The 24,019-nt window shown below is 65.3% G+C and carries 18 protein-coding genes and 1 pseudogene; 10 read left to right on the top strand and 9 right to left on the bottom strand.

Annotated features, from left to right (window positions below; translation table 11 throughout):
• Window positions 1-7: 7 nt before the first annotated feature.
• Window positions 8-1,597 (bottom strand): carbohydrate porin, encoded by a 1,590-nt coding sequence (locus tag C7453_RS02145; protein ID WP_245948706.1) that lies wholly within the window; start codon window positions 1,595-1,597, stop codon window positions 8-10.
• A gap of 783 nt (window positions 1,598-2,380) precedes the next feature.
• On the opposite strand from C7453_RS02145, the gene C7453_RS02150 reads away from it, so the two are divergent.
• From C7453_RS02150 to C7453_RS02170, 5 genes are all read left to right on the top strand, one after another.
• The gene (locus C7453_RS02150) at window positions 2,381-3,004 is read left to right on the top strand and encodes a hypothetical protein (RefSeq protein ID WP_114725568.1); all 624 of its coding nucleotides are present in this window, start codon (window positions 2,381-2,383) and stop codon (window positions 3,002-3,004) included.
• 6 nt (window positions 3,005-3,010) lie between these two features.
• Window positions 3,011-3,322, top strand: coding sequence for a winged helix-turn-helix domain-containing protein (locus C7453_RS02155; protein WP_114725570.1), 312 nt, complete (start codon window positions 3,011-3,013; stop codon window positions 3,320-3,322).
• Between the two features lie 68 nt (window positions 3,323-3,390).
• Window positions 3,391-4,821 carry a DUF2252 domain-containing protein gene (locus C7453_RS02160; protein ID WP_114725572.1) on the top strand — a complete coding sequence of 477 codons (1,431 nt, stop codon included), beginning with the start codon at window positions 3,391-3,393 and terminating at the stop codon, window positions 4,819-4,821.
• 3 nt (window positions 4,822-4,824) lie between these two features.
• Window positions 4,825-6,528 (top strand): SulP family inorganic anion transporter, encoded by a 1,704-nt coding sequence (locus C7453_RS02165; RefSeq protein ID WP_114725574.1) that lies wholly within the window; start codon window positions 4,825-4,827, stop codon window positions 6,526-6,528.
• A 98-nt stretch (window positions 6,529-6,626) separates the two neighbouring features.
• Window positions 6,627-7,925 (top strand): GGDEF domain-containing protein, encoded by a 1,299-nt coding sequence (locus tag C7453_RS02170; RefSeq protein ID WP_245948708.1) that lies wholly within the window; start codon window positions 6,627-6,629, stop codon window positions 7,923-7,925.
• A 177-nt stretch (window positions 7,926-8,102) separates the two neighbouring features.
• Here the strand turns inward: C7453_RS02170 and C7453_RS02175 are convergent, their stop codons facing one another.
• On the bottom strand, window positions 8,103-9,197 hold the full coding sequence (locus tag C7453_RS02175; RefSeq protein WP_371858466.1) for a Rieske 2Fe-2S domain-containing protein: 1,095 nt from the start codon (window positions 9,195-9,197) through the stop codon (window positions 8,103-8,105).
• A gap of 528 nt (window positions 9,198-9,725) precedes the next feature.
• Here C7453_RS02175 and C7453_RS02180 point away from each other — a divergent pair.
• A complete protein-coding gene (locus tag C7453_RS02180; protein WP_174787933.1) occupies window positions 9,726-10,517 on the top strand; it encodes a class I SAM-dependent methyltransferase in 792 nt (263 codons plus the stop codon).
• Between the two features lie 239 nt (window positions 10,518-10,756).
• Here C7453_RS02180 and C7453_RS02185 read toward each other — a convergent pair whose 3' ends face one another.
• The gene (locus C7453_RS02185) at window positions 10,757-11,668 is read right to left on the bottom strand and encodes a LysR family transcriptional regulator (protein WP_114725576.1); all 912 of its coding nucleotides are present in this window, start codon (window positions 11,666-11,668) and stop codon (window positions 10,757-10,759) included.
• A gap of 170 nt (window positions 11,669-11,838) precedes the next feature.
• Here C7453_RS02185 and C7453_RS02190 point away from each other — a divergent pair, with 170 nt between their 5' ends.
• Together C7453_RS02190 and C7453_RS02195 are read left to right on the top strand one after the other, a co-directional pair.
• Window positions 11,839-12,450, top strand: a complete 612-nt coding sequence (locus C7453_RS02190) for an FMN-dependent NADH-azoreductase (protein WP_114725579.1) — start codon at window positions 11,839-11,841, stop codon at window positions 12,448-12,450.
• A gap of 32 nt (window positions 12,451-12,482) precedes the next feature.
• Complete coding sequence (locus C7453_RS02195) at window positions 12,483-13,106, top strand: YceI family protein (RefSeq protein ID WP_211311003.1); 624 nt, start codon at window positions 12,483-12,485, stop codon at window positions 13,104-13,106.
• Window positions 13,107-13,259: 153 nt separating this feature from the next.
• On the opposite strand, the pseudogene C7453_RS02200 reads toward C7453_RS02195, so the two are convergent.
• From C7453_RS02200 to C7453_RS02210, 3 genes and pseudogenes are all read right to left on the bottom strand, one after another.
• Window positions 13,260-13,546 (bottom strand): annotated as a pseudogene (locus tag C7453_RS02200) (IS481 family transposase); the annotation flags it as partial.
• A gap of 190 nt (window positions 13,547-13,736) precedes the next feature.
• The gene (locus C7453_RS02205; protein ID WP_245948710.1) at window positions 13,737-15,857 is read right to left on the bottom strand and encodes a prolyl oligopeptidase family serine peptidase; all 2,121 of its coding nucleotides are present in this window, start codon (window positions 15,855-15,857) and stop codon (window positions 13,737-13,739) included.
• A 342-nt stretch (window positions 15,858-16,199) separates the two neighbouring features.
• Window positions 16,200-17,498 (bottom strand): DEAD/DEAH box helicase, encoded by a 1,299-nt coding sequence (locus tag C7453_RS02210; RefSeq protein WP_114725581.1) that lies wholly within the window; start codon window positions 17,496-17,498, stop codon window positions 16,200-16,202.
• A gap of 251 nt (window positions 17,499-17,749) precedes the next feature.
• Here C7453_RS02210 and C7453_RS02215 point away from each other — a divergent pair, with 251 nt between their 5' ends.
• Window positions 17,750-18,814 (top strand): alkene reductase, encoded by a 1,065-nt coding sequence (locus C7453_RS02215; protein WP_114725583.1) that lies wholly within the window; start codon window positions 17,750-17,752, stop codon window positions 18,812-18,814.
• 158 nt (window positions 18,815-18,972) lie between these two features.
• A complete protein-coding gene (locus tag C7453_RS02220; protein WP_114725585.1) occupies window positions 18,973-21,489 on the top strand; it encodes an excinuclease ABC subunit UvrA in 2,517 nt (838 codons plus the stop codon).
• A 19-nt stretch (window positions 21,490-21,508) separates the two neighbouring features.
• Here C7453_RS02220 and phnE read toward each other — a convergent pair whose 3' ends face one another.
• The 3 genes from phnE to C7453_RS02235 are packed head-to-tail and all read right to left on the bottom strand — an operon-like array spanning window position 21,509 to window position 24,011.
• Window positions 21,509-22,321 carry a phosphonate ABC transporter, permease protein PhnE gene (gene phnE / locus C7453_RS02225; RefSeq protein WP_211311004.1) on the bottom strand — a complete coding sequence of 271 codons (813 nt, stop codon included), beginning with the start codon at window positions 22,319-22,321 and terminating at the stop codon, window positions 21,509-21,511.
• Window positions 22,321-23,097 carry a phosphonate ABC transporter ATP-binding protein gene (locus tag C7453_RS02230; protein WP_170143078.1) on the bottom strand — a complete coding sequence of 259 codons (777 nt, stop codon included), beginning with the start codon at window positions 23,095-23,097 and terminating at the stop codon, window positions 22,321-22,323. Before C7453_RS02230 ends, phnE begins: the two co-directional genes overlap by 1 nt.
• A complete protein-coding gene (locus C7453_RS02235) occupies window positions 23,094-24,011 on the bottom strand; it encodes a phosphate/phosphite/phosphonate ABC transporter substrate-binding protein (RefSeq protein WP_170143079.1) in 918 nt (305 codons plus the stop codon). The genes C7453_RS02230 and C7453_RS02235 overlap by 4 nt, the downstream gene beginning before the upstream one ends.
• Window positions 24,012-24,019: the final 8 nt, after the last annotated feature.

The following is a 24,019-nucleotide window of genomic DNA, read 5'->3' on the forward strand; positions in this document are numbered from 1 at the left end:
CACGGCATCAGAACAGCACATTGAGCGCGGTGCTGAGAACCACGGCATCCTTGAACACCGTCGTTCCGCCGACATGATTGACATACTGGAAGTCGGGCTGAAGCGACACGCCGGTCATCACATGCACCGAATAGAAAGCCTCGTAGATGCTTTCATGCCCCTGGATGCCATAGGGCGTGCCGAAATTGGCGCCCCGGAACGGCACCCCATAGGCGGCGGCCGCTTCCTGCGACTGGATGGCGCTACGGCTGAAATTGGCCCATTGGAAGTTGATTCCTACGCTGTCCAGCGGTCGGCCCCACAGATAGCCGGTATCGAGCAGGGCGGCGACCAGATGATGATTCATCTGCGACGTCTTGCCGTCCGCATAGGAATATTGCCCGGCCAGCACCAGCCCGTTCGACTCGCCCGGACCATGGCGGACCAGCATCTGGTCCGCCAGCACCCAGACCGAGGTCTGCCCGCTCTGCCGACGGGGTGGCAGCCCGGTGACGATCCAGGGCTGGCCGTTGCCATCCGCGTACAGATTATCATAGCGCGAATTGTCGTACAGCACGCCGACCTTGTAATGGCCGATCAGATGGTCGGGGCCGAATTCCGGCAGCCAGCCCACTTCCACTTCGGTGCCCAGCTTGCCCAGATTGTCCTGCCCCCAGGCCCAGCCGGAAATGCCGCCGTTATAGGCATGCGGCGACACGGCAAACAGCCCGCCCATCACATAGAAATGGCGGGTCGGCATCAGGCGCAGCACCGTGCCGATATTGCCCGACGGCCAGTCGCGCCCCGATGCCAGGTATTTCGTCGGCGTCACGTTGCCGCACAGCCAGACGTTCATGAAGCAGCACACCCAGGGCGAGTTGTTGAAGAACGTCCCGGTCGGAATCCAGCCGACGGCCAGGTCGACCTTGTGATGCAGCCATGATTTCTCGAAATACGCCCACACCAGATGCGCGACCACGTTGCCGCGCGCGCCATAGATCTGCTGCACCTGGTTGCCGTTATCGCCGAAGAGCCGGCTGAGATTCTGCCCGTTGCCGTTGACCGCCAGCGTATGCAGCCACAAATCCTCGGACCACGCGCCCGCGCCCAGCAGCTTCTGCCAGTCGATATCGACCGTGGCGCCCACCTGGCCCGCCAGGGTGTAGCTCTGCCGCTTGCCGCCCGCGACGTTCCCTGAAATGCCTTCATAGAGGGCGAGGGCGGCATAGATGCCGTGCTTCTGGAGCCAGGGCTGCACGCCACCCCAGTCGCCGAAGGCGTGGGTGGTGCCGTAGGGCGGCCCGAAAGATGGCGGGCCATAGGCCGATTGCAGGAAGCCGGGGATCGTCTGTTCCAGATTGCCGACCGGCGGGGTTTCTCCCGCCGTCTGGGTCGGTCGGGCGAGGGGCGAGGCGGCCGGGGCATCCTCATCGGCGGCGCGGGCCGGCAGCACACCGGGCACGATAAAGGCGGCCGCCAGCGCCAGGGCGGCCAGGCCGGCACGGGCTCGCGTGGTCGTCATCCGGCGGGAGACGGCACGCAGGGCGCGCGCCCCGCCGCGGGCCGTGTCGATCAATGAAATGGAGAGCTTCGGCCGGGCTTCGGAAAGATTGGTCACACTTTCGTATCTTTTCGAGGCCGATTGGGCAAAAGAACAGTCCTTTTCAAGGAGAATGGGGGCGGGGTGCATTGCGGATGGGGCATTGCCGCGTGATTTTGTCCACATCATCTGTATTTTCTATTTATTTTTATGCGGAAATTCTACCAAAAAGCTCAAGTCTGGCGTTTCATGCCTTGGCGAACAGGGCGCGGAGCCTGCGATGCGACAATTTATGTTGTCCGATAAGATGCGTGGAAAAATTTTATCTTCTTGGACAATGGGCATGACTATGATTTCCATCTGTGCGCGCAGTTCACAAAAATGTGATCATGACGCGGGGAGGGGCTGCCGGCGTCTTGCGCGTCATAAACACACATGGGCAGGCGTGGTTCCGTAGGACGCCGCGTGGCGTCCGGACATGCCGTCAACCTTGCACAGCGGGAAGGCTATTGCCCCGTTCCGCGCTGTCAATCCGCCCCCCGACCGGTGCCGCGCGCTGTTCCAGCGGGCAGAGGGCGGCAATCTGGTGACGATCGCCGCGTTCCGCGGCCCAGCCACCATCAGCACATCGTCTTCCATGCCCCGCCTCCTGCCTCGCGAGCCGGTGTGGAATGTCGCATGGTCAGCAGACAGGACGGATAGCGCGCGACGGGCATCGCGCGCCGCAGAGTTGGAGCCATGGCGGATGGGTGGAATCTTCATAAAAAATAACTTTGAAATAGAAAGTTGTTTGTTATAGCTTTGCTGCTGTCCCCGCCGACACGCGGCGGCCCCTGACCAACGCACTATTGCGAGGCTCTCATGACCCCCCAAGCCGACACGTCGCTGCATGACGACCTGACCTTCATGCGTGCCCTGGCCGAGGCCGGCCGCAACGCGCCGCTGACCAGCGGCCCCTATTTCCTCACTGCCGGCCTGGTGTTCGGTCTCGCCAGCTTCGTCGCCTGGGCGGTCGCGACCGGCCACACGGTCCTGCCGCCGCAGGCGCAGGTCTGGGTGTGGCTGGCGGCGATGGTCGTCTATCTGCCGGTGATCTGGTTCCTCAACCGTGCGCAACAGGGCCGCCCCGGCAGCGTGGTCATGGTCAACCGCGCCATCGGCATGATGTGGAGCGGCCTGGGCAGCGGGATCGGCATCATGTTCCTCGCGGGTATGATCCTGGCGTGGCGGTGCGGTACGCCTGTCGTCTGGGCGATGTTTCCCTCGCTGATCCTGGCGGTGTACGGGGCAGGGTGGAGCGCCACCGCCGTCATTGCGGGCCAGTCCTGGCTGCGGGGGGTGGCGGCGGGGGCCTTCGCCGGCGCTCTGGCCGTGGCCGCGATGATCGACAGTCCGGCCCTCCTGTTGCTCTACGGGCTGCTGATCCTGCTGCTGGTGGCGCTGCCGGGCTGGGTCCTGCTGCGCCGGGAAGGCCGGGTGGCGTGACGGACCATGGATAATTTCGATATCGGGCAGATCGACGATGTGATCCATGGTCGCGTGCGGCTGGGCATCATGGCCTATCTGTCCTCGGCCGGGATGGCGGATTTCACGGCGCTGCGCACCCATCTGGGCGTGACCGACGGCAACCTGTCCACCCATCTGCGCAAGCTGGAGGATGCGGGCTACGTGGTGCAGGACAAGGGCTTCGCCGGCCGTCGCCCCCTGACACGGTTGATCCTGACCGACAGCGGCCGGGCGGCCTTCATCGCCTATCTCGATGCCATCCGGCGGCTGGTGGACCAGGGCGCGCCGCCGGGCTGAAGGCCCCGCAGGGCCGCTGCCGATGTTTTGCGCGTGACGGCGGCCCCCCGACTTGCAAAAATCGGGCAATGACCGCCCGTCCTGCCTATCCCGCCGATTTTCCGACCCTCAGCCGGGCCGCCGCGCTCTCCACGCGGCGGGAACGCCATGCCGGCGGGCGCGCGCTGCGCCAAAGCCTGCCGCGCGGCGCCCATGCCGACTGGGCGCCCCCGCCCGGCCGGGCGGACCCGGTCACGATCCTGGAACGTCAGGGTCAGGACCGCATCGCCGGCCTGCTGCCGATCCGCTACCGGCGCATGGCGGCGTCCCCCTTCGCCTTCCTGCGCGGGGCGGCGGCCGTCATGGCGGTGGATCTGGCGCAGACTGTCTGGACCGGCCCGCGGGTGCAGTCATGCGGCGACTGCCATCTGGCCAATTTCGGCGCCTATGCCTCGCCCGAGGGCGCGCCGGTCTTCGACATCAACGATTTCGACGAAACCCTGCCCGCGCCCTTCGAATGGGACATCAAGCGCCTGGGCGCCTCGCTGGTGCTGGCGGGGGAGGAGTCCGGCCTGGCGGACGGCCCGGCGCGCGCCCTTGCCGTGCTGGCGGCACGGGCCTACGCGGCCGAAATGGCGCGTCTGGCCCCGCTGACCCCGCTGGAAATCTGGACCAACCGGATCGACCTCGCCGCCGCGATCGAGGCTTTCGCCGATGGGCGGGCGCGACGCCGGGCGCGGACCCTGCTGGCCGAACGCATGGACAGCGCCCGCCGCCATTTCGGCCTGGTGGCCGATAATGGGGGCACGCCCGCCCTGCGCGAAAAACCGCCGCTGGTGATGCGCCTGCCCGAGCATGACGAGATCATCCGCGACGCCTTCGCCCGCTATGTCGCCACCCAGCCGCCCGAGCGTGCCATCCTGCTGGCGCAGTACCGCCTGCGTGACGTGATCTTCAAGGTCGTGGGGGTGGGCAGCGTCGGCACGTTCTGCGCCATCGGCCTGTTCGCCACCGCTGATGGCGACAGCCTGCTGCTTCAGATCAAGGAGGCGCAGGATTCGGTGCTGGCGCCCTATGCCGGGGTGTCGGTCTTCCGCAACCAGGGGCAGCGGGTGGTCACCGGCCAGCGCATGATGCAGGCGGCATCGGATGCGTTCCTCGGCTGGACCCACACGCAGGGACGGGACGAGGCGGAAGACACCCGCCACGACCTCTCGGGCGCCGGACGGCAGTTCTATGTCCGCCGCCTCAAGGATTCCCGCCTCGCTGCCGTCGGCACCGAGGTCGCGCAGGAGGGGCTGGCGGACTACGCCCCGCTTTGCGGCCGCACGCTGGCCCGTGCCCACGCCCGCACCGGCGACGTGGTGGCGCTGGCCGCCTATCTGGGGCGGGGCCGGGCTTTTGCCGATGCGATCGGCGGCTTCTCGGTCCTGTATGCCGCGCAGACCCGCCGCGATTGGGAGGCATTCCGCAAGGCGATCGCCGCAGGGCGCCTGCCCGCAGGGGATGGAGGAATCTGAGGCATGGCGGCCGGAGCCGGGCCGGGCCTGAAGGTGTCCTTTCCACCAAGAGGGCTGCTGGCGCGCCTGTATGCGCCGGGCGGCTGGAGCGACGCGCTGGCCGGGCTGACACTGGCCTCGATGAACATTCCCCAGGTGCTGGGTTATGCCGCCATCGCCGGCATGCCGGCGGTCACGGGCCTGTATACCGTGCTGCTGCCGCTGGTGGCCTTCGCGGTGCTGGGCTCGTCGCGGCACCTGGTGGTAGCGGCCGACTCCGCCACCGCCGCCATCATCGCCAGCGGCCTGGCGGGCATGGCGGTGGCGGGCAGCCCGGCTTACGTGGCGCTGGTCGGCGTGGTGGCATGGCTGGCGGCGGCATTCCTGCTGGGCGCGCGCCTGTTCCGGCTGGGGTTCCTGGCCGATTTCTTCTCGCGCACCGTGCTGGTCGGTTTCCTCACCGGGGTGGGGGTGCAGGTGTGCATCGCCATGTCGCGTGACATGTTGGGCGTGGCGGCCCCGGCGCATAATCCGCTGGCGCAACTGGTGCAGGTCGCGCGCGGGCTGCCGACAGCCAGCGGATTATGCGCCGGCCTCTCGCTGCTGGTGGTGGCGCTGATCCTGGCGGGTGGCCGGCTGCTGCCGCGTGCGCCGATGGCCCTGGTCGCGGTGGTGGGCGCCATCGCCGCCAGCCGGGCGCTGGACCTGGCGGGTCATGGGGTGGCGGTCATCGGCCCCATCGCGGGCGGCCTGCCGTCGCTGGTCCTGCCCGACGTGACGTGGAACCAGATGCTGGCGCTACTGCCGGTCGCGGGTTCCTGCGTGGTGGTGATCATCGCGCAGAGTGCCGCGACCTCACGCGCCTTTGCCCTGCGCTTCCACGAACGCGTGGATGAAAACGCCGACATCCTGGGCCTGTCCGCCGCCAACGCCGTCGCCGCGCTGACTGGGGCGTTCGTGGTCAATGGCAGCCCCACCCAGACGGCGATGGCGCTGCGGGCCGGTGCGCGCAGCCAGCGCGCGCAGCTTGTGTTCGCGCTGGTCACGCTGGTCGTGCTGCTGGTGCTGACCGGGCCGCTGCGCGACCTGCCGCGCTGTGTGCTGTCCGCCATCGTCTTCAGCGTCGCGGCGGGGATGATCGACTGGCGGGGCCTGCTGGCCATCCGGCGTGAGAGCCCCGGCGAATTCCGCCTGGCCGTGGTCACCGGTGCCGCCGTGGTGGGGGTGGGGGTGGAGCAGGGCATCTTCCTGGCGATCGCGCTGTCGCTGTTCCGCCATGTCCGCCACAGCTACCGGCCGCACAGCATGGTGCTGCTGGTGGACGACGCCACCGGCTTGCTGGAGCCGGTGCCGGCGGGGCGGGGCATGCAGACCGAAGCGGGGCTGGTCATCTATCGTTTCGGCGCGGACCTGTTCTACGCCAACTGTTCCCGTTTCGCCGATGACGTTCGGCTGCTGGTCAATAGCGCACCTACCCCCCTGCGCTGCCTGATCGTCGATGCCAGCGCGATCACCGATCTCGATTTCTCGGCCGCCGGCATGCTGCGCGACCTGCTGGCGGAACTGCGCGGGCAGGGCGTGCATGTGCTGTTCGGCCGCGTTTCGCCTTATCTGCGCGCCGACATGGACCGGCACCGGATCACGACGATGGCCGGTGCGGATTCCTATTTCACCGCGCTGCATCCCGCGATCCGCGCCGGCCGCGCCATCGTCCAGGCAGAAGGATAGATCGTTCCATCATATGAACATGGCAGTCCCCCTGTTTCCGAGACGGATAAGGTCGGCTATGAGTGTGATGGGGGATATACGGGGTTTGATGGCGCGCGGTGGACGATTTTCATGACGTCATGGCACTGGCGATCGAAGGGAGCGGAACCGGCATCTGGGACCGCGACGTGGTTACCGGCAAGATCAGGTATTCGACCGGATGGCTCGAAATATTGGGCTATGACCGTGGCGAGATCTCCCAGCAGATAGAAGACAGCTACGACCGCATTCATCCCGACGACCTGACCTATGTCCAGGCGACCATGCAGGACCATTTCGACGGGCGAACCTCGGTCTATGAGGTCGAGCACCGGCTGCGCTGCAAGGACGGCAGCTACAAATGGGTAATGAGCCGCGGCATGGTCATCAGCCGCGACCTGCAGGGCCGCGCGCTGCGCATGGTCGGCACGACGGCAGACATCACCTCGACCCGTCTCATGGCGGAACGGCTGCGGCAGAGCACCAATCTGGTCGCCAACCTGACCAACCAGATCCCGGGGATGATCTTCGAATCCCGGCGCGCGCCCACCGGCGAGGCCCGCATGACCTATGTCAGTTCCGGTATCGGCGAGATCTTCGGGCTCACGGCCGCGGACGTGGCGACCAGCACGGCTTCCATTCACGCGCGCATCTATCCCGACGACCGGGCGATGTATCATGCGTCGCTGGACGCGTCGCAACGCGACCTGGTGTCCTGGCAATGCATCTTCCGCGTCGATCTGCCGACGCGGGGATTGTGCTGGCGGCAGATCGATGCCCGGCCGGCCCGTCTGCCGAACGGCGACACGCTGTGGCACGGCCTGGTGACGGACGTGACCGAGCGCATGGAAATGGAGCAGCAGCTTCATGATCTGGCGCGACTGGACCATCTGAGCGGCCTGCCGAACCGGCGCGCATTCCTCGAACGGATGGAAAAGACGTGGTCCGGCTTGGTGCAGGCGCGGCTCGACCGGGTGGCGGTGATGATGATCGACGTCGATCACTTCAAGTCGATCAACGATCGCTACGGCCACGCGGCGGGCGACGAGGTGATCCGCCACGTCGCGGCGATGATGTCGTCCGTCCTGCGGTCCAGTGACATCACGGGGCGCATGGGGGGCGAGGAGTTCGCCGTCTGCCTCCCCAATGTCGGTATGGCCGAAGCCGGCCGCATCGCCGACCGCCTGCGTGTCGAAATCGCGGAGACGCAGGCCTGGTTCGAGGATATCGCCATTTCGCTGACGGTGAGCATCGGCATTGCCGCGATGCTGCCCACCGACAGGAATGGCGAGCAGGTTCTGGCGCGGGCCGACAAGGCTTTGTACATGGCCAAGCAGGCGGGCCGGAACAGGTTGGCCTTCGCTCAGGATTCAGACTGAGCGCCCGTCTGGAAACGGGCTCTGGAGACGATCCAGCGCGCGTTTTTCGTGCGTTGCTCCGATGCTCGGCAACACATGACGGGCATCGGGTGTGCCGCCGAAGATTGGGTCTGGGATACGGCGTGGCGGCCGGCACCATAAGGCCGCCCCCCATCCCAGAGCAGGGCGTGCGGCGGCCTATCGCTGCGCGGATTGCCCCGGCTGGCCGCATCGCGCCAGTAGCGTGCGCAGATGGTTGACCACGGGGAAGACTTCGCGGTTCCGGTCGCCGCCCTGGGCGTCCCATGCCTGCTGCTCCAGTTCCACCACCTCGCGGTCTTCCTCGAAGATCCGGTTGGTGAACACCGCCAGCGCCGGCCAGATCACGTCGATCAGGAACGGAATCTTCGGCCGCCGCACCGACAGCAGGCCAAAGGCGCGGCTGGTGCGCTGGTCGGCGCTCTGCGGCACGTAGGCCACCCACAGGTCCATCATCAGGTCGCCGTCCTTGTCGACGATATTCAGCGTCTGGTACGGATATTCGGTTCGCACCGTCACCACTTCCTCGACCGGCTGCTCCTTGCCCTTCAGGTCGCGATGGCGGCCGAAGATCAGGGCTTCGGCCAGGGGCTGGCGGGTGTCGGTACGGCCGAAGCTGTAACGGGCCTCGACGAAATTCTCGCCCCGGTCCTGGCCCAGGAAGCGGGCGCGGATCTGCCCCATCTGACGGCGATGCAGGAACTGATGGTTCATGTCCATCAGGTTCTCATGCATGAAGGTGTAGTGGCAGGCCACGCGGGGACCGAACTGCCGCGTGCGGTATTCCGGATCGCCGACATGCGCCAGCCTGGGCATCGGCACCGAATCGGCCAGCGCGGGGTCGCCGGGGAACACGAAGATCAGGCCGCCCTCTTCGCGGCAGGGATAGGTGCGCACGCCGTTGGGCAGCTTGCCCTTGCCCAGATACGGCACGTCGATGCAGCGGCCCGATCGCCCATAGGCCCAGCCGTGATAGCAGCACTGCACCGCCTGGCCCTTCACCGTACCCTTGCTCAGCGGCACCTGCCGGTGGGCGCAGCGATCCTCCAGCGCGAAGACCGCGCCTTCGGTGGGGCGGACAAGGGCGATCGGCAGGCCAGCGTAGCGCACGCCGATGGTCTTGCCGGTCTTGAGTTCATGCGACCAGGCCACGGGGTACCAGAAATCGGGATCGCAATCGACCGTGCGCAGGTCGGGGCTCCCGAGGCTGACGTCCGTGTCACGCTCGGTGATGGTGATCTGGTCCATGCTCATGTCCGTTCCGGTTTCTTTCCTGATCGCGCATTGTCCTCCCTCGGCAACGTCCCTGTCTCGCCCCAGTTGTGAAACCGAGCCTTGCAGGAAACGAAACGGCAGGCTCTTCCCTGCTTGACACGATGCGTAGCTCTCAGGCGGTCTCTGCGATCGCGGCCATGTCCTTGCCCTCGGGCTGCGCCAGGTCGGCCGTATGGTGCGCCATCACAGCCTCGCCCGTTCCGCCGGCATGATCAATCCCGTCTCTCTCTCAGGCCCGGCGCCATTTATCAGGTTTCGCCGTCGAAATACCATGCGCCGGAACGATGGAGCACGCAGGCCGTTGAAACCATTGGCGCCGCCCGTTGCCCGGCGGGTGGTTCGCTATCAGGGGGCTGGTTCGCATTCCCGGTCTTTCGCCTGTTCCCGATCGGTTTTATGCTCTCCGGCAGGCTCTTCCGGTTCCGCCTTCGCGCCTCCGGGAAATTGACACAGGCGGCAGACCGGCTGCCGGCGCGCTACAGTGGCGCGGGTATGGAGAAACAAGGCATGGCCGTTCGCAGTCTTCTTCTGACCGTCATGGTGGGCGCGAGCGTCGCAGCCGCCGCCATCGCGCCGGCCTACGCCCAGTCGCCGCTCTATCAGGGCCGGCGCGGCGCTGCGGTCGGGATCGCCGCTGCTGTCGCCAGCAAGGATCGGCCGGACGAGGATGTGGCCAGCGACAAGAACCGCCAGCCCGCCAGCCTGCTGGCCTTCGCCGGCCTGAAGCGTGGTATGAACGTCGCCGATATCATGCCGGGCAAGGGCTATTTCACGCGCCTGTTCAGCAACGTCGTCGGTGGCGAGGGGCATGTCTGGGCCATCGTGCCAGCCGGGCTGGTGGCGAAGAAGCCCACGGCGGCGGATGCGGTGAAGGCCACCGCCGCGATGCCGGTATTCTCCAATGTCTCGGTCCTGATCCAGCCGCTGGATGCGATTCAAGTGCCCAAACGGCTCGATCTCGCCTGGACGGCGCAGAATTATCACGATGTCTATTACGGCGCCGGCGTCGATGCCGCGCTGGCGTTCGACAAATCGGTATTCGCAGCATTGCGTCCGGGCGGCGTGTTCATCGTGATCGACCATGTGGCCAATCCGGGCGCGGATGCCGACGTGGCGAAGCTGCACCGGATCGACCCGGCGATCATCCGCCGGCAGGTCGAGGCGGCGGGCTTCCATTTCGAAAGTGAGAGCAAGGTGCTCGTCAATCCGGACGATAACCACGACCTGCCGGTGTTCGATCCCGCGATCCGGGGCCGTACCGATCAGGTCGTGCTGAAATTCCGCAAGCCGGCGCACTGATGCGCACTCGGGCCGCCTGCTAGAGTATTTCCACCGAAAACTGGTTCGGTGGAAATGTTCTATTTTATTGTTTTTACGAGTATCTTCCTGATATGACTTGAGCAGCGGCAGCGTTTCGTCTGCTTCCATTGGCCCGCGTCTAACCTCTCCAAGCCCGGGCCCTGTCGGGCCGCCAAATTCTCGGTGCTTGGCTGCTGCTGTTTTTGCGCAGTAGCGATATTGGCTTTTCGAAGTTCGAATTACTGATTGGCTGTTCCACCTGGGCAGAGCTTTAGTCTGTCGACGAGCCAGCGGCCGGCAGGCCCCGGCGGCTCGGCCGTGGGATAAACGACCGTCATGGGCATATTGGCTCCCCCCTGAGAGATGTCCTCGACGCGGAGTTCGACCAGTCGGCCGCTTTCGATATCGGCGCGAACGGTATGAAAGGGCATGCCGCCCCAACCCAACCCCCCGAGCAGGAAGTGATGTTTGGCGTAGAGATCCGCGAGCCTCCATGTCAGGGGAGACATGACGCCGCGCTCCCGCCCCGCGGATAGCGTGGTCCGGTCGGCCAGCACGAGCTGGACATGGCGTGCCAGTTCCTCGCGGGGAATGACACCATCGAACTGGGCCAGAGGGTGGTCGCGAGATGCCACCATCATGAAGCGGACACCCCCCAGAGCCTCGCTGGACAGAGAGCTGGGAAGATCGGGGAGCGGGCCTGCAATGCCGATACTGGCCCTTCCATCGAGAAGAGGCTGAAAGACGCCGCCAAGAGCTTCGACGTACAGCCGCAAGGGCGTGTGCGGAAATGTCTCGCGGAACCCGGTCGCCACGGCTGTCACACGGTCCATCGGAAAGAATACATCGACCACGACCGACAATTCGGGCTCCAGCCCCGATGACATGCCTTTGGCCCGCGCCTTCATGAAATCCACACCTGAAACCACGCCGCGCGCATCGGCCAGCAGCACCCGACCGGCGGCCGTTAGTTGCGGGTAGCGGCCGGTTCGATCGAACAGCACGATCCCCATCTGCATCTCAAGAGTGGCGATCATCTCGCTGACCGCCGACTGCGACCGGTGCAGCAGCCGCGCCGCCGCCGAGAAGCTGCCTTCATCACTCGCGGCAATGAATGTGCGCAGTTGATCCAGCGATACACCATCCAGCATGGAGCCTCTCTTCGATCCATCGTTCTGTCCGATATTATATATCGGAATATAGCGGCTTTATAGGTGGGTCTATCTATGAGACACGCTGGATCATGTTCGGAGCAATCAGAGACCTGTTCTCAGGGCGCAACAGAAAATCCCTGTCCCCTTCCTCTACGGAGACGACCACGATGAAGATCCTGCATATTGATTCCAGCATTCTGGGAAATTATTCGGTCAGCCGGCAGCTTTCTGCGGAAACCGTCGCGCGACACAAGGCAGCGCATCCGGATGCCACCGTCATCTATCGGGATCTCGCTACCGATCCAGTGCCTTATCTGACCGGCGCGCATATGGCGGCGCTACAGGGAAAGCCGGTCACGGATACCGCGCTCGCCGACGATCTGGCGATCGGAGACGGGCATATCAATGACCTCCTGGCAGCCGACATCGTCGTTATCGGCGTTCCGATGTATAATTTTTCCCTTCCCGCCCAGCTCAAATCCTGGATCGACCGTGTGGTCGTAGCGGGCAAGACGTTCCGGTACGGTGCGTCGGGGCCCGAAGGTCTCCTTCCGCAGGGCAAGAAGGCGTTCCTGATCTCGACGCGTGGCGGGATCTATACCGGGGACAGCCCGGCCGCGGTGCTGGATCATCAGGAAAAATACCTCGCCGCCGTCCTGGCATTCATCGGCCTCACGGATGTCACCTGGATACGTGCCGAAGGACTGGCTCTGGGGCAGGACGCAAAAGATGCCACCATCGTGCAGGCGCAGGGTGAAATCGCCCGTCTTCAGGGCTGAACAGCGTTTTATCCAACGGGAGGAATCTCTCCATGACCCAACGTCATTTCGCCACGTCCGTCGTCATGGCAGCGCTCGTGTTCGGTGCGGTTTCGCAGGCAGCGGCCCAGCAGGTTGCCACGCCCGATCCGTCGGCGGTAAAGGCCGGCACCTACAAGGTGGAACCTTATCATACGCAGGTCGGCTTCACGTTATCGCATTTGGGATTCAGCAACTTCTCCGGCTTTTTCACAGGCGTATCCGGATCCCTCACGCTCGACCCCGCCCATCTTTCGGCCACCAGTCTTGATGTGACGATTCCCATACAGTCGGTGGACACCACGGTGCCGAAGCTGGATGGCGAGCTGAAAAGCGCGCAGTGGTTCGATGCCACCCAGTTTCCCAATGCGACGTTCAAATCCACCCGGGTTGTCCAGACCGGAGCAAACACCGCGAACATCAGCGGCAACCTGACCTTGCATGGTATGACGCAGCCGGTCACGCTCAAGGCCCGCCTGATCGGTAGCGGCACCAACCCGCTGGACAAAATGTATACCGTCGGCTTTGAAGCGACCGGCACGATTGCCCGCAGCCAGTTCGGCGTGAAACAATATGTGCCGCTCGTGGGCGATACCGTGACGCTAACGATTGCCGGCGCATTCGAACTTCAGCAGTAAAGTGGTCACGGCGCCACAATCTGTTGAGTGATATGCGCGTCCGACGATCATCGGCCTTATGATGATTCATGGCGGTCTCGCACCAGATGCGATGTTGCGGCTCTGAGATAAATCGTGATGGTTCTTTCTTCAGCCGCTGACAAATGAATTCGCATGTGGGATCGCCGCCTGTAACGCGTAAAGGCAATCGTCCAGAGGCAGCAAGGCATGGTGGCGGAATGCCAGGACGATTGCTTCTTCCTCGATCGACAGGAAGGTTGAGGAAGGTCCCTTCGGGTCGGCGCGCCGATCCGTCGGATCGCTCCGGCCCCTCCATTTGACGATTGTCTTCGACTGATCCCGTAGCGCGTTGCCAGAGCCCTCAGGCTGTCCTGACTATGCTGTATCGCTTGACGGACTGCCGCTGCCGTCGTGGCGCTTCCATGGTGAAGCTGGCCAATAGCGCATCCTTCCACTCGCGTGAAAACAACGCACCGTCAAATCCCGAGCCTAAAAAGGCGTGTCGGAGGCTGAACCACAAACGTCGGCCGATCTATTGCGTGCGCCGGGGTCGAACATAAGCCGGGGTTGAACAAAAAACGGGGCCCCGCAGGAGCCCCGCTTTTCGTATTGTGTTCCGCCGTTCGCGGGTCAGCGCGTCTTGCCAAGTTGTGACCACAGATAGGCGTAGCTGAGTGCCTGTGTCTGGGCGACTTCCTTCTGGCTGGCACCAAAGCCGTGACCACCCGCGACCTGCTCCCAGTAATAGTAAGGCAGCTTCATCTCGCTCATCCGCCAGGCAAACCGCCGGGCATGGACCGGGCCGACGCGGTCGTCCTTGGTGGTCGTCTCGATAAACGGCACCGGATAGTTCACGCCTTCCTTCAGGTTCTGAAGCGGGGAAATACTGTGCAGGAACGCCTTCTGTTCGGGAATGGAGACCGTTCCGTATTCACCGACCCAGGATGCCCCGGCCGACATGTGCTCGTAATTCATCATGTCCAGAAGCGGCACTTCGATATCAACGGCTTTCCAGTAATCGGGATGCTGCGTGAATTCCACCCCCATCAGCAGGCCGCCATTCGAACCACCCTGGATGGCAAGGTGCTGAGGCGACGTCACCTTGCGATCCATCAGATCCTTTGCCACCGCGGCAAAATCGTCATAGATGCGTTGGCGGTTCGTCTTCAGGCCCGCATCATGCCATGCCGGCCCGAATTCGCCACCTCCGCGGATATTGGCCAGCACATAGACACCCCCGCGAGAGAGCCAGTTGTTGCCGATGCCTGCCGAGTAGAACGGAAACAGCGGAACCTCGAAACCACCATAGGCATAAAGCAGCGTCGGGTTCGTCCCATCCAGCGGCATAGTCTTGCGATGGACAATGAAATACGGAATGTCCGTCCCGTCCTTCGAGCGCGCTTCCTGCTGCTCGACCGTCATGTCCGAGGCATCGAACTGGCTTGGCAGCGTGCGGATTTTCTGAACCGAAGCCCGGTCACTGTTGATCTCCCACAGCGTCGTAGGCGTCAGAAACCCCGACGACGTGGCGTAAGCGAACGGCGAGTCCTCATCCGTGCTGATCAGGTCGACCGACATGTTCTGCGGTAGCGGAAGGTCCTGATGCGTAAAATCCGCGCCATGGGCGGCAGGCGTGTAGATGGCGATCTTGCCGCGCACATTGTCATACAGCGTGACGATCAGATGGCCATGGCTCGTGGACGCACCCTCGATCACCTGTCCCGCCGTCGGGGCCAGCAGAAGCTGAGGCGCCGGACTCTTCGCCTCAGGGTCGACCAGCACGAGCGATCCCTTGGTGAAGGTCTGGCCGTTTACCGCCCAGTCTTCATCCAGAAGAACGACAAGCCGCGCATTGAACAACGCCGAAACGCTGGATTTCAGCGGCAGGGAAAGCGTCGTGATCTGTCCGTCACGATAGAGGAAGGTCCGCGAAGAAAAAGCATCCAGCCCCTCACGGATCAGCACGACCTGATGACCTACGCCGTCATGCAGCACTTCGGGACCGACCTCGACATCCTTTCTGCTTCCAGTAAAGACGGTCTGGGCCTGGTCGAGAGACTGGCCGCGTTTCAGGACCTTGACGATATACGGGTAGGAAGACTCCGTCAGGTCGTCCGCGCTCCAGGGATAGCTGACCAGCAAGGTGTCGTGGTCGAGCCAGGATGAATCCTGTTTGGCATGCGGCAGGGAAAATCCGCCTTCGACAAACTGGCCGGTTCTGAGGTCGAATTCGCGGACGGTGCTGGCATCCTCGCCGCCATCGGAGAGGTGCAGAAGGCAGAGGTTCTGCTGGGAATGCAGGCAATCGATGCCCTTATAGACCCAGTTGCGCTTTTCTTTCGCCGCCAGCACATCGAGGTCGAGGGCGACCGTCCATTCCGGATGATCGGTCGCAAACGAGTCCGCCGTCGCGCGGCGCAGAATACCCCGCAGATGGTGCTCGTCGCGCCAGAAATTATAAACCATCCCGTCCATCTGCATCGGCATGGCCAGACGGTCATGCGTCTGAAGAAGCCTCAGCGAGGTGTCATACAGCCCCTTGTACAGCGGGCCATGACCCAGCAGGTCCAGTGTACGGGCATTCTGGGCTTTCACCCACTCCATGGCCTGCGCACCATTGATGTCGTTCAGCCATGCCGGAATCGTGTCGGGCAGATCGGCGGCATGCACGGGCATGGCCGCAGGCGTCAGCAGGCTTGCGCCCAGAAGTGCGACCAGAGTGCCGCGACCGAAATTCCTGAATGGCGTCACCACAAAGCGTCCCTGAATGTTACAGTGTAACTGTTTCATTGCAGCAGACAAACCGCAAGGGGTCTGAGCACGGAGACGAAATGGCGGTATCCCGCTCGCTCCCCACCGGACAGGGGCGACGCTGGTGTCGGAAGCGGTCGGGCCGATCATGCGCCCCGGCATGGCGCGGCGGTTTGCGTCCGATCGAGGGACGCATTGGTGACGAATAATCTGAAAATGCTCGAAAAATGGCTTATGCAGCAGGCGGAGCGACCAATCCGGCCGGTCCCCTGATCCGCAACGCCTCCACACTGTGCGGCAGGGGAGCATAAGCCCCCCTGCGCGTCCTCCGCTCCGGCGCGATCAGGCGTCCTCGTGAACCGCCTTGGACATTGCCGCCGCCCGCGCGGCGTTCTTCTCTTCCTCGGTCCAGACCTTGCGCTCGCGCTTCTGCTGCGGCTTGACCTGCTTGACCGGCCCACCCCCCAGCACGGGCGGGCGCATGGTCGAATTCCGTGCTTCTTCCGAATGCCACGGGTGGTCGTCCCGCACGATCAGGGCGCGCCCGATCTCCCGCTCCACATCGCGCAGCCATGCCCGCTGCTCGGCATCGCACAGCGTGATGGCAAAGCCGTTACGGCCGGCACGGCCAGTGCGGCCGATGCGATGGACATAGCTTTCCGGCAGGCTCGGCAGGTCATGGTTGAAAACATGCGTGACCGTATCGACGTCGATGCCGCGCGCCGCGATATCCGTCGCCACCAGGACCTGCGCGGTGCCGGCGCGGAAGGCATCCAGCGCGCGTTCCCGCTGGCCCTGCGACTTGTTGCCGTGCAGAGCCTCGGCCGTGATGCCCGCCTCGGTGATGAAGGCGCAGACTTCGTTGGCGATGTTCTTCTGCAAGGTAAAGACCACCGCCTGGCCCATCCCCGGCGTCTGCAACAATGCCAGCAGCGCGGCCTTCTTGTCGGCTGCATCAACGAACATGACCGACTGCTCGATCCGCTCGACGGTGGTCGAGGGCGGGGCGATCTCGACCTTCGCCGGATCGCGCAGCAGGCTTTCTGCCAGAGCGGCGATGGATTTCGGCATCGTCGCCGAAAACAGCACGGTATGCCGATCCTGCGGCAGCGTCGCGACGATCCGCTCGATCGGCTTGGCGAAGCCCATGTCGAGCATCTGGTCGGCCTCATCCAGCACCAGCGCCTCAAGTTGCGACAGGTCGCACAGGCCCTGCGTGATCAGGTCCAGCAACCGCCCCGGCGTGGCCACGATGATATCCACGCCGGCCGCCAGCGCATTGATCTGATGGAACTGGCTGACACCGCCGAAAATCGTCGTCACGCTGGGCTGCTGATAGCGCCCAAAGCTGCCGAACCCATCGGCGATCTGCGAGACCAGTTCGCGCGTGGGGGCCAGGACCAGCACGCGCGCACCGCCCTTGGGTGCCGGGCGCGGGTCCGCGGCAAGCCGGTGCAGCAGCGGCAGCGCGAAAGAGGCGGTCTTGCCCGTGCCGGTCTGGGCCATGCCCAGCAGGTCCCGCCCTTCCAGCAGCAGCGGAATCGACTGCGCCTGGATCGGGGTCGGAGAGACATACCCTTCCTCGGCCAGCGCGCTCAGCAGGGTCGGCGCCAGGGAAAGATCGGCAAACGTCATGGACATGGTCGAGCGGCGCCTCCGGCGCTGAAGTAAGGCTGCGCCTGTTCGGGCATCGCTGGTTGGAAAGGCCGAGTTCTACGGGCGATGCCACACCGCGTCAACGCGCGGGAGAAGGGCGCGCGACGGTTTTGCCCGCCATCCGCACCTCCGCCTCGGCGCCGTGTCACCACCCGCCCGTCCGGCCGCTTTCTTGCAGGGTGTGGATCGGGGGCGCATCCTCCCCAAGGACTCCACATCTGTTCAGGAGATGGATATTGGCTTCCCTGTTTACCCCCCTTCAGGTCGGCGACCTCACCCTGCCCAACCGGGTCATCATGGCGCCGCTCACACGCCAGCGCGCAGGCGCGACGCATATCCCCAACGACCTTATGGCGACCTATTACGTCCAGCGCGCACTGGCGGGCCTGATCCTATCGGAAGCGACGCCGGTTTCTCCCCAAGGCATCGGCTACGAAGGCGTGCCCGGCATCTGGCTGCCCGAGCATGTCGAGGGCTGGAAGACAGTCACATCGGCCGTGCACGCGGTCGGCGGCCGCATCTTCCTCCAGCTCTGGCATGTTGGCAGAATTTCCGATCCCGTCTTCCTCAACGGCGATCCGCCGGTCGCACCCAGCGCCATCGCGGCCAGAGGCCATGTCAGCCAACTCCGCCCCCAGCGCCCCTACGTCACGCCGAGGCCGCTGGAAACCGACGAGATCCCCAGCATCGTCGCGGCCTTCCGGCGCGGCGCCGAACTGGCGAAGCAAGCCGATTTCGACGGCGTCGAGATTCACGGCGCGAACGGCTACCTGCTCGACCAGTTCCTGCAAGACTCCACCAACCACCGGACTGATCAATATGGCGGCCCGATCGAAAACCGGGCACGCCTGATGCTGGAGGTCACCGACGCCGCCATCGCCGTCTGGGGTGCCGGTCGGGTAGGCATGCACCTGGCCCCGCGATGCGACGCGCACGATATGGGCGACAGCAATCCGGCGGCCACCTTCGGCTACGTCGCCACCGAACTGGGGCGGCGCAGGATCGCCTTCCTCTGCGCGCGCGAAGCCGAGGGCCGCGACAGTCTCGGCCCGCAACTGAAAAAGGCCTTCGGTGGCATCTATATCGCCAACGAGGCTTTCACTGGCGCCTCCGCCGAGAAGGCCGTCGAAGAGGGCCGGGCCGACGCGGTCGCTTTCGGAAAAGCCTTCATCGCCAACCCCGACCTGCCCGAGCGGCTGAAGGCGGGCGCGGATCTGACGCCCCCCGATCTGTCCACATTCTATGGCGGCGACGCGCGCGGCTATATCGACTATCCCACGTTGGGCGAAGCCGGAGACTAAACACCCAGGGCATTTCCACCTGTTTGAATGCGGGCATTCAAACAGGATCGGCTTTGCGCGCATACACGCCGCCATGGCTCATGGCGGCGTCACGACCAGCGTTTAGCCAGCACGCCTCCGATGGGCTAGACAGGCCTCTGCACCCGCCGGAGAGCCGCATGTCCCAGACGCCATCGCCCCACGAGATGATTCGCGTCCGCGGCGCACGGGAACATAATCTCGATAATGTCGATGTGGACCTGCCGCGCGACAGGCTGGTCGTCGTCACGGGCGTATCGGGCTCGGGCAAATCCTCGCTGGCCTTCGGGACGATCTATGCCGAGGCCCAGCGACGCTATCTGGAATCCGTCTCGCCATACGCGCGGCGACTGTTCGACCAGATGCCGGTGCCGGTCGTCGCCTCAATCGACGGCCTGCCCCCGGCGGTCGCCCTCCAGCAGCAGCGGGGCAGCAGCAGCAGCCGGTCCAGCGTCGGCAGCCTGACCACGCTCTCCAATCTGCTGCGCATGCTCTATTCCCGCGCCGGCACCTACCCGCCCGGCCTGTCGCGGCTGGAAGCGGAATCCTTTTCTCCCAACACGCCCATGGGCGCCTGCCCGACCTGTCACGGTCTGGGCCGCATCTATGATGTCACGGAAAAGACCCTGGTCCCCGACGACAGCCTGAGCATCCGCGAGCGCGCCGTGGCCGCATGGCCCACCGCCTGGCAGGGGCAGAATTTCCGCGACATCCTGATCACGCGCGGCGTGGACGTCGATCGTCCGTGGCGGGACCTGCCGAAAGAGACCCGCGACTGGATTCTGTTCACCGAAGAAACCCCGACCGAGCCCGTCTATCCGGGGCGCACGCACGCGCAGGTGCAGGACGCCATCCAGCGCGGCATAGCTGCGGACTATAACGGCACGTTCAGCGGGGCGCGGCGCTATGTGCTGCACACTTTCACGCAATCGCAGAGCGAAAAGATGCGCAGGCGGGCCGCATCGTTCATGGTGTCCTCCCCCTGTCCGGCCTGCCATGGCCAGCGGCTGAACCCCGATGCCCTGCGCGTGACATTCGACGGGCTGAACATCGCCGCCTTCGCGAACCGCCCGCTGGAAGACATCGCGTCCGCCCTGCGCACGTCGGCAAAGAGGTTGGACAGCGGCCAGGATGCGACATCAGTCGCTGCACGGGGCATGGTCGACGCCATGATCGAGCGCATCGGCGTGCTGCTCGATCTCGGACTGGGCTATCTCCAGCTCGACCGGGGCGTGCAGACCCTCTCTCCCGGCGAATACCAGCGCCTTCGCCTGGGCACGCAGATCCGCTCCAACCTGTTCGGCGTGGTCTATGTGCTCGACGAGCCGAGTTCCGGGCTGCACCCCGCCGACACGCAGGCCCTCCTGCGCGCGCTGGACGGCCTGCGCGCGGCCGGCAACTCCCTGATCGTGGTGGAGCATAATCCCGATGTGATCCGCCGGGCGGAATGGCTGGTCGATGTCGGCCCCGACGCGGGCGAGCGCGGCGGACGCATCCTGTATAGTGGCCTCCCCGACGGCTTGCGGAACGTGGCGGCATCGCGCACCCGCCCCTATCTGTTCGATGTAGTCCACCCCCGCACTACGCCGGTGCGCCAGCCGGGCGGGCAGTTGAAGCTGACCGATATCTGCTGGAACAATCTCGACCACCTCTCCCTCACGCTTCCCCTCGGCGTCCTGCTGTCGGTCACGGGCGTATCGGGCTCGGGCAAATCCAGCCTCGTCGGGCAGGCGCTGGTGTCGATCATGGCGCGCGCCCTGGGCCAGACCGTGGAGATCGACCCCGAGGAAGACAGCACGGACGATGCGCCTCCGCCGGAGCAGCGCGAACCGACCGGCACGGTCTCCGGCGGCACCGGCCCGGTCAAACGCATGGTCATGATCGACCAGAAGCCGATCGGCCGCACCCCGCGCTCCAACCCGGCCACCTATACCGGCCTGTTCGATACGATCCGCCGCCTGTTCGCCGAAACGCCTGAAGCAAAAAAGCACCGTTTCGATGCGGGGTGGTTTTCCTTCAACGTCGCCAAGGGACGATGCCCGCGTTGCGAAGGTGTCGGAACGGTGGATGTGGAACTGCTGTTCCTGCCCACGGTGCAGACACCCTGTCCGGCCTGCCACGGCAGCCGGTACAAGGCCGAGGTACTGGAAATCCTGTGGAACGGGCACAGCATTGCGGATGTGCTGGGCCTGAGCATCGACGAAGCGTGCGATGTTTTCGCCGATGTGCCGGCTCTGGCCAGGGGGTTCGATACGCTGCGCCGGGGCGGCCTAGGCTATCTGCGGCTGGGCCAGTCGGCGACCACGCTTTCAGGCGGCGAGGCCCAGCGCATTAAGCTTGCGACCGAGCTTCAGAAACAGCGCGGCGGCCACATCCTCTATGTTCTCGACGAGCCGACGACCGGCCTGCATCCGGCGGATGTGGACCGGCTGATGCGCCAGCTTCAGGCGCTGGTCGACCAGGGCAATACGGTGGTGCTGGCCGAGCACGACATGCGGGTCGCGGCGGCCAGCGACTGGGTCATCGACCTCGGCCCCGGCGCCGGTCGCAGGGGCGGCACCATTGTCGCCGCCGGCACTCCTGCGCAGGTCGCGGCCTCGGAATGCAGCGTCACGGCGCCATTCCTGCGCCGCTATGCCCACCCCGACGAACCATGAAGGGATCGGCAGGAAGAAATCAGGACAGATGCCGGCGCATGACTGACGACAGGCCCTCGACGGCGATGACCATCACCAGCGTCATCAGCAGAAGCAGCGAGGCGGTGCGGTACTGAAAAAGGCTGATGGCGGTATAGAGCTGGAACCCCAGCCCACCCGCGCCGACAAAACCCAGTACCAGCGACGAGCGGAGGTTTTCGTCGAACCGGTAGAGCACCAGCCCGAACATCGACGGGGCGAGCATCGGCACGACGCCATGCGCGAAAATCTGCAGGCGGTTGGCGCCGGCCAGTTCCATCGCCTCCATCGGCATCACGTCCATGTCTTCGATCATTTCGGCCCCCAGCCGGCCCAGCATGCCCGCCGTGTGCAGCGTCAGCGACAGCACGCCGGGAAACGGCCCCAGACCGACCGCGGTGACGAAGATCAGCGCCCACACCAGGTCGGGCACGGCGCGCAGCAGCCCGACTACACAGCGCGCGGCCATCCGCACGGGGGCATGGCGCACGATGGTGCGCGAGGACAGCAGGGCAAGCGGGCAGGCCAGCAGGGCGCCCAACGCCGTGCCGACCAGCGCGATATTGAAGGTTTCCCGCGCCGGCTTCCATTCCCTGGGCAATTGGTGCCAGTCGGGCGGGCAGGCGCGCCGCACGATATCGACGATCCGCCCTGCGCCCGACAGCAGGTTGGCCGGGCTGACCTGCGTTTCGCGCGCCGCCTGGACCAGCAGCAGGGCCAGAACGGCCATGCCGCCCCAGAACAGGAAGCGGCCGGACCGGGGGAAGGCGAAGCGGGCGCGTTCCGGCGGGGCAGCGGTCATGGTGCGGGGCATCAGGCGGCCTCCCTCATCGTTTCCCTTGCATACAGGCCGGCCAGGGCCTCATCGGTGACGTCGGCCGGCGGCAGGTCGAAGGCCAGTCGCCCGGCCTTCAGCCCGGCCAGGCGCGTGGCGTGGCGCCGGGCCAGGTCGATCTGGTGCAGCACGCACAGGATTGCCAGATTCTGTTCGCGGGCCACCCGACGCAGCAGCACCATGACCTCTTCGGCTGCATCCGGGTCCAGGCTGGCGACGGGTTCGTCCGCCAGGATGACGGCGGGCCGCTGGGCCAGCGCCCGGGCGATGGCGACCCGCTGGGCCTGCCCGCCGGAGAGGGTGGAGGCACGCTGGGCCGCCAGGTCGGCCAGCCCCACCTGTTCCAGACAGTCCATGGCCAGCCCCCGTTCGGACCGGGGCAGGATGCCGGCCATCGAGGCAAGGTCCTGATGACGGCCCAGCGTACCACATAGCACGTTGGAGAGGACCGCCCGCCGCCCGACCAGACGCGGGCTCTGAAAGACCATGCCCAGCGCCATGCGCGACTGGCGCCGCATCTCGCCCTTCAGGCCGCTGATCGGGGTGTCCCCGATCCGGATTTCCCCGCTGGAGGGGGAAATCATCCCCGATGCGATCTTCAGCGTCGTCGATTTGCCGCTGCCGTTGGCGCCCAGCAGCACGACGATCTCGCCCGGACGGACGGCCAGGTCGATGCCATGCAGGACCATCCTGCGCCGCCCGGCGGTGTCGTAGGATTTGGTCACATCGCTCAGGACCAGGGACTCGCCGTTCATTGCGCACCTTGCATGTCGAGGCCGATCACCGGCGTCAGGCTGCGGATGCCGTCATAGGCGGCATCGGTCTGCGGGGTCAGGCGGGTCGTGGGCTCGGTACCCGTCCCGACATCGTTGGCCCGGATGTGGCTGACATCGACCGCCATCAGCGCATCGACCAGCTTCCTGCGAAAGGCGGGCGGCAGGCCGGGCGCCACGGCGATCGGCCCCTGTGGAATGGGGGGCGAACGCCACAGGACGGTATAGTCCGCGGCATTGTATTCGCCTGCTGCCCGGGCATCGGCGATCGTCTCGCTGTTCAGTTCCGCCGCATCGACCTGCCCGTTGCGGATGGCTTCGAAGGACGCGGTATGGGTGCCGGCAAAGCGGGCGGCGAGATCCTGCTTCGGGTCGATGCCGGCGTTCTTCAGCGCCGCCGCCGGCAGCAGATGCCCCGAGGTCGAGCCGGGATCGGAGAATGCGAAACTATGCCCGCGCAATCCGGCCAGATCGTGAATGCCGGTGGCGGGGCGCGTCACGATGCTTGCGGTATACAGCCCGGCACCCCCCAGCCTGGTCGAGAGCACGGCGACGGCCTCGGCGCCCGCCAGCTTGTGGGCGATGACGTAACCCAGCGGGCCGAACAGCCCGAGTTCGGCATGACCGGACCGCATCGCCTCGATCTCGGCACTGTAGGACACGGTAATCATCATATGGACCGGGCAGTGCAGCCGCCCGGACAGGTCCTGCGCGATGGCGTTGAAGACCGGTTCGAGCGTGTTGATCGGCTCGTAAGGCTCGATCACCAGCGTAATGCCGTCGGCATGGGGGCAGGGGGCGTCACTGTCGGCCGGGGGCGTATCGGCCCGCGACGGGCTGGCCCAGGCCAGGCAGGCAATGGCGGCCCCCAACAGCATGGCAGATGAAGTTTTCATGACATGTC

This window comes from Gluconacetobacter liquefaciens (genome assembly GCF_003350405.1).
Classification (GTDB): domain Bacteria; phylum Pseudomonadota; class Alphaproteobacteria; order Acetobacterales; family Acetobacteraceae; genus Gluconacetobacter; species Gluconacetobacter liquefaciens.

Coding starts and splice junctions, on each gene's coding strand:
- C7453_RS02185 (WP_114725576.1), bottom strand. CDS start 11,668: ATGCTGGATGGTGTATCGCTGGATCAACTGCGCACATTCATTGCCGCG.
- C7453_RS02180 (WP_174787933.1), top strand. CDS start 9,726: ATGGCCGTTCGCAGTCTTCTTCTGACCGTCATGGTGGGCGCGAGCGTC.
- C7453_RS02150 (WP_114725568.1), top strand. CDS start 2,381: ATGACCCCCCAAGCCGACACGTCGCTGCATGACGACCTGACCTTCATG.
- C7453_RS02235 (WP_170143079.1), bottom strand. CDS start 24,011: ATGAAAACTTCATCTGCCATGCTGTTGGGGGCCGCCATTGCCTGCCTG.
- C7453_RS02160 (WP_114725572.1), top strand. CDS start 3,391: ATGACCGCCCGTCCTGCCTATCCCGCCGATTTTCCGACCCTCAGCCGG.
- phnE (WP_211311004.1), bottom strand. CDS start 22,321: ATGCCCCGCACCATGACCGCTGCCCCGCCGGAACGCGCCCGCTTCGCC.
- C7453_RS02230 (WP_170143078.1), bottom strand. CDS start 23,097: ATGAACGGCGAGTCCCTGGTCCTGAGCGATGTGACCAAATCCTACGAC.
- C7453_RS02210 (WP_114725581.1), bottom strand. CDS start 17,498: ATGTCCATGACGTTTGCCGATCTTTCCCTGGCGCCGACCCTGCTGAGC.
- C7453_RS02220 (WP_114725585.1), top strand. CDS start 18,973: ATGTCCCAGACGCCATCGCCCCACGAGATGATTCGCGTCCGCGGCGCA.
- C7453_RS02165 (WP_114725574.1), top strand. CDS start 4,825: ATGGCGGCCGGAGCCGGGCCGGGCCTGAAGGTGTCCTTTCCACCAAGA.
- C7453_RS02190 (WP_114725579.1), top strand. CDS start 11,839: ATGAAGATCCTGCATATTGATTCCAGCATTCTGGGAAATTATTCGGTC.
- C7453_RS02195 (WP_211311003.1), top strand. CDS start 12,483: ATGACCCAACGTCATTTCGCCACGTCCGTCGTCATGGCAGCGCTCGTG.
- C7453_RS02155 (WP_114725570.1), top strand. CDS start 3,011: ATGGATAATTTCGATATCGGGCAGATCGACGATGTGATCCATGGTCGC.
- C7453_RS02175 (WP_371858466.1), bottom strand. CDS start 9,197: ATGAGCATGGACCAGATCACCATCACCGAGCGTGACACGGACGTCAGC.